This is a genomic window from Pseudomonas sp. Sample_21 (genome assembly GCF_004307525.1).
GTDB lineage: Bacteria > Pseudomonadota > Gammaproteobacteria > Pseudomonadales > Pseudomonadaceae > Aquipseudomonas > Aquipseudomonas atacamensis.
In genome coordinates this window covers 1-4661 of record NZ_RCNZ01000004.1, presented here as the reverse complement: position 1 = coordinate 4661, position 4661 = coordinate 1, and the positions used below count along the sequence as shown (strand labels likewise).

The window sequence follows — 4661 nt, the reverse complement described above, 5'->3', positions numbered from 1 at the left end:
ACGTGACGGCCGGGCAACTGCGCATCAGCCTGGACATGGATCAGTTCCAGCAGCCAATGACCATCAGCCTGCAAAGCATGGGCATTCTGAGCGCGATTCTGCTGGCACTGTCGCTGGCTCTGAGCCTGCGCATGGGCCGTTATCTGTCGACGCCACTGCTGCAATTGCGTGTGTGGCTGCGCCGCATCGACGCGCATACACCGGGCATCGATCGCCAGGATGAAATCGGCGATCTGGCGCGCCAGCTGCACGCCAGCTACGCCCCGGAACCGGAGCCTGAACCTGAACCCGAGCCGGAATTCGCCGAGGAAGAAGACGAGCCTGAATTCGAGGTGCGTAACCTGCGCGATCCAAGTTTCGACGAAAGCCGCCCGCTGGCCGCGAAGAAACCGGCGCCGCGTCACCTGGTCAGCACCGTCGAAGACGATGATGACGATGACGCCTTCGCCGACCTGCGCGACGAATCGCTGAACGGCGCCGTCCAACCGCTCACGCGCAAACCGAGCCCTGACGTTCCGCAGCATACCGCCGTACTGGCCGTGCAACTGGGTTCGCAGGAACAATTGCGCCGCTTGCCTCGCGCACGTCTGGAAGAATTGCAGGAACGCTATCGCGACTGCCTCGAGCAGGCTGCTTCTCTTTATCAGGGCGAAATCGAAACCCTCAACGATGGCAGCACGCTGTTGCTGTTCCACACCGAAGATTGCGGCGACGATTACCTGACCAATGCCATCTGCTGCGGCGAACTGCTGCGTGCTCTGGGTCATCAGTTGCAGATCGAGGTCGCAGACAGCGGCATCACCCTGCAATTGCAGCTGGGCCTGACCTTGGGCGATGAGTTGTTCGGCCTGAGCCAGATTGATCTGCTGCTGACCGATTCGGCCCAGGATGCACTGGCCTTGTCGCAACACAGCCGCAATCTGCTACTGGTTGAACGCAAGATCAGCGATGACGCGTTGATCCGCCAGCGTGCGCGGATCCGGCCGATCGCCAGCCCTGAGGGCGCGTGCTGTGTGGAGCGGTTGATGGAGCCTTATCCGTCGATGCTGGAGCGGCAACTGGCGCGGATGCATGAGCGCCGGGCGTAAGGCTTAGGCCCGATCCGCAAAAGCCCGCAGACGAGTGATTGTCTGCGGGCTTTTTTGTGCGCGGCGTTACTGGAATGTGTGCATCCCTGAAAAGCCCCTCAGCCTAGCCCTCTCCCAGAGGGAGAGGGAACCGACCGAGGTGTCTGGCGCCATATATCGACCTGACAGATCTTGGCGATTATGGATTCACCTCCGCGCGTTCACGTCGGTGTAGCTATCGAATATCCCCCAATCGGTCCCCTCTCCCTCCGGGAGAGGGTTAGGGTGAGGGGCTTTTGATCTTCCACCCCACCTCCAGACACAACAAAGCCCGCACAAGGCGGGCTCTGTTCTGACTCGTTCCAGCCTCAGAAGCGAAACACTTCCATATCCGTACGAATCGGCGAGGCCATTGGAATCTTCGGCTGCTTCTCGGCATCCGCCGCTGGCGCTGCGGGTTTCGGCGCGGCTTTACGCGGTGCCTCGGCCACGGGCGGCTGGTTGGCCAGTGGCTTGAGCGCCACCGACAACTGCTCGGCCAGACGCTGCAACAGAACGCCTTGTGCCTGCACCTGGGACGCGGTGCTGCCGGCGTGCGTTTCCTGCAGGTGAATGATGCGATTATCACGCACCTTGCCGCGACGATCGATCAACCGCCACTGCGCATCGAGAATCGCCGGCTGTTTTGCCCCGGAATCCAGACGGGTGATGGTCAGCAACACCTGCACATCGGGCGTGAACCCGGCGGTAGCAGGCGCCAGCACCACACGCTGGCTGTCCAGGTGACCGGCGACCTGCCGCATCAGCAGCTGATCGATATCCGACGAAAGGCTGCCAGCCCAACGACCGTCGGTCGCCGCTTGCAGGCTGCCGTCCGGTTGACGTTGCAGCAGGGTTTCGCGTTGCAGGTAATCGGCTACAACTACCGGCCCCAGCAAAACCGCCATGCCCGCGCTTTGCGCAGGCTGAACCGGACTTCCGCTGTCCAGTTGGTACAGCGACACCGGCTGGTGAACGCTGCAACCCGCCAGGCCAAGAACGCCGGCGAGCAACAAAATAAGGGGGCGTAGAGCAGTCATCATCCCGTCCAGGTGGCCGCCACAAGGCTGACCACAGTGAAAATACTCAATAAATATGAAGAACGCTCGGCCACGCCGGCGCTTGAAAGGCCATATCATCCGTGAATATGCGTTCCGACTCCAGCGCCAAAGCGTCGATCTACGCGTTTAATCGCAGATCGAACGCTCTAGGAAGGCGTTCTCGCCTAATTGAGGTTTTCGACGAGCAGCGCATCGACCCGTTGGAAGCCCCGCGGAAGTTTGTTTCCGCGCCGTCCACGCTCACCTTTGTAGTGCTCGAGGTCGTCGGCTTTCAGTGACAGAGTCCGTTTGCCAGCCTGCAACACCAGGGTGGCGCCTTCCGGCAGAACGGCGATGTCCGTGACATATTCTTCGCGACTGGCCACGCGCTCACCGGAAATACCGATGATCTTGTTGCCTTTGCCCTTACCCAATTGTGGCAGATCGCTGATTTTGAAGATCAGCAGGCGACCTTCGGTCGTGACCGAGGCCAGCCAGTTCTGCTCACGATCGGCCACAGGGCGCGGCGCGATGACCTTGGCGTTGTTCGGCAAGCTCAACAGCGCCTTGCCAGCCTTGTTCTTCGCTTGCAGGTCTTCGCCTTTGACCACGAAGCCATAACCGGCATCGGAGGCAATCACGTACAGCGCATCGTCTTCGGGCATCAGCACGCATTCGAACGAGGCGCCCGGTGGCGGCGTCAGGCGGCCGGTCAACGGTTCGCCCTGACCACGGGCCGACGGCAAGGTATGCGCAGCAACCGAATAGCTGCGGCCGGTGGAGTCGATGAACACGGCAAACTGGTTGGAGCGCCCCGCCGCCGAGGTCTTGAAGCCATCGCCGGCCTTGTACGACAGACCGGTGGCGTCGATGTCATGGCCCTTGGCCGAACGTACCCAGCCCTTTTCCGACAGCACGACAGTGACTTTCTCGTTCGGCAGCAGATCGTGCTCGCTCAACGCCTTGGCTTCGGCGCGCTCGACGATTGGCGAACGGCGGTCGTCGCCGTAGGTTTCGGCGTCTTTGAGCAGCTCGGTGCGCACCAGTTTCTTCAGCTTCGCTTCGCTGCCCAGCAGGGCTTGCAGCTTGGCTTGTTCCTTGAGCAGTTCGTCCTGCTCGTCGCGCAGCTTCATTTCTTCCAGTCGCGCCAACTGACGCAAGCGGGTGTCGAGGATGTAGTCGGCCTGGATCTCGCTGAGGGCGAAGCGCTCGATGAGCTTGGCTTTCGGATGCTCCTCGGTACGGATGATGTGAATCACTTCATCCAGGTTGAGGTAGGCAATCAGCAAACCGTCCAACAGGTGCAGACGACGCTCGACCTTGTCGAGGCGGAATTGCAGGCGGCGACGCACGGTCAGCACGCGGAACTCCAGCCATTCGACCAGCAGCGCACGCAGGTTTTTCAGCTGCGGCTTGCCGTCCAGACCGATGATGTTGACGTTGACCCGGTAGGTCGATTCCAGCTCAGTGCTGGCGAACAGGTGCTGCATCAGCGCTTCGTGATCGACGCGGCTGTTGACCGGGATGATCACGATGCGGCACGGGTTTTCGTGGTCGGATTCGTCACGCAGATCGGCGATCTGCGGCGCTTTCGACGGTTTGGCCTGCATCAGCGCGGCGATCTGCTCCAGCACTTTGGCGCCGGAGACCTGATGCGGCAGCGCGGTAACGATGATGTCGCCGTCCTCGACGTGGTACACGGCGCGCATACGCACCGAGCCCTTGCCGGTTTCGTACATCTTCAGCAGGTCGGCGCGCGGCGTGATGATTTCCGCTTCGGTCGGATAGTCCGGCCCCTGAATGTGTTCGCAGAGCTGCTCGACCGTGGCTTTCGGCTCATCGAGCAGACGCACGCAGGCGGTGGCGACTTCACGCAGGTTGTGCGGCGGCACGTCGGTGGCCATGCCCACGGCGATACCGGTGGTGCCGTTGAGCAGAATGTTCGGCAGGCGCGCTGGCAACACCAGCGGTTCCTGCAGGGTGCCGTCGAAGTTCGGCCCCCAGTCAGCGGTGCCCTGGCCCAGCTCGCTGAGCAGCACTTCGGAATAGCGCGACAGCCGCGCTTCGGTGTAACGCATGGCGGCGAAGGACTTGGGATCGTCCGGCGCACCCCAGTTGCCCTGGCCGTCGACCAGCGTGTAGCGATAGCTGAACGGCTGCGCCATCAGCACCATCGCTTCGTAGCACGCCGAGTCGCCGTGGGGGTGGAATTTACCGAGCACGTCACCGACGGTACGCGCCGACTTCTTGTGCTTGGAATCGGCGTCCAGCCCCAGCTCGCTCATGGCGTAGACGATACGCCGCTGTACCGGTTTCAGGCCGTCGCCGATATGCGGCAAGGCACGGTCCATGATCACGTACATGGAGTAGTTGAGGTAGGCATTTTCGGTGAAGTCAGCCAGCGATCGGCGTTCTACACCGTCCAGGCTGAGATCAAGGGAGTCGCTCATGCGGGCCTCATCGGTTCGTTGTCTGGCGCAGCAGCATGGTGCCACCGCGCTGGGTAAATTCAAGT

The 4661-nt window shown here is 61.7% G+C and carries 3 protein-coding genes; 1 reads left to right on the top strand and 2 read right to left on the bottom strand.

The genetic code is table 11. The annotated features are described in order from the left end of the window. The coding region (locus D8U71_RS00695; RefSeq protein ID WP_130886961.1) for a HAMP domain-containing protein at positions 1–1088 on the top strand (1088 nt) is incomplete at its 5' end. Between the two features lie 347 nt (positions 1089–1435). On the opposite strand, the gene D8U71_RS00690 is transcribed toward D8U71_RS00695, so the two are convergent. Further along, entirely contained in the window at positions 1436–2146 is a 711-nt protein-coding gene (locus D8U71_RS00690; protein WP_024011350.1) for a PqiC family protein, read from the bottom strand. A 185-nt stretch (positions 2147–2331) separates the two neighbouring features. Continuing rightward, positions 2332–4596, bottom strand: coding sequence for a DNA topoisomerase IV subunit A (gene parC / locus D8U71_RS00685; protein ID WP_024011349.1), 2265 nt, complete (start codon positions 4594–4596; stop codon positions 2332–2334). Between the last annotated feature and the right edge of the window lie 65 nt (positions 4597–4661).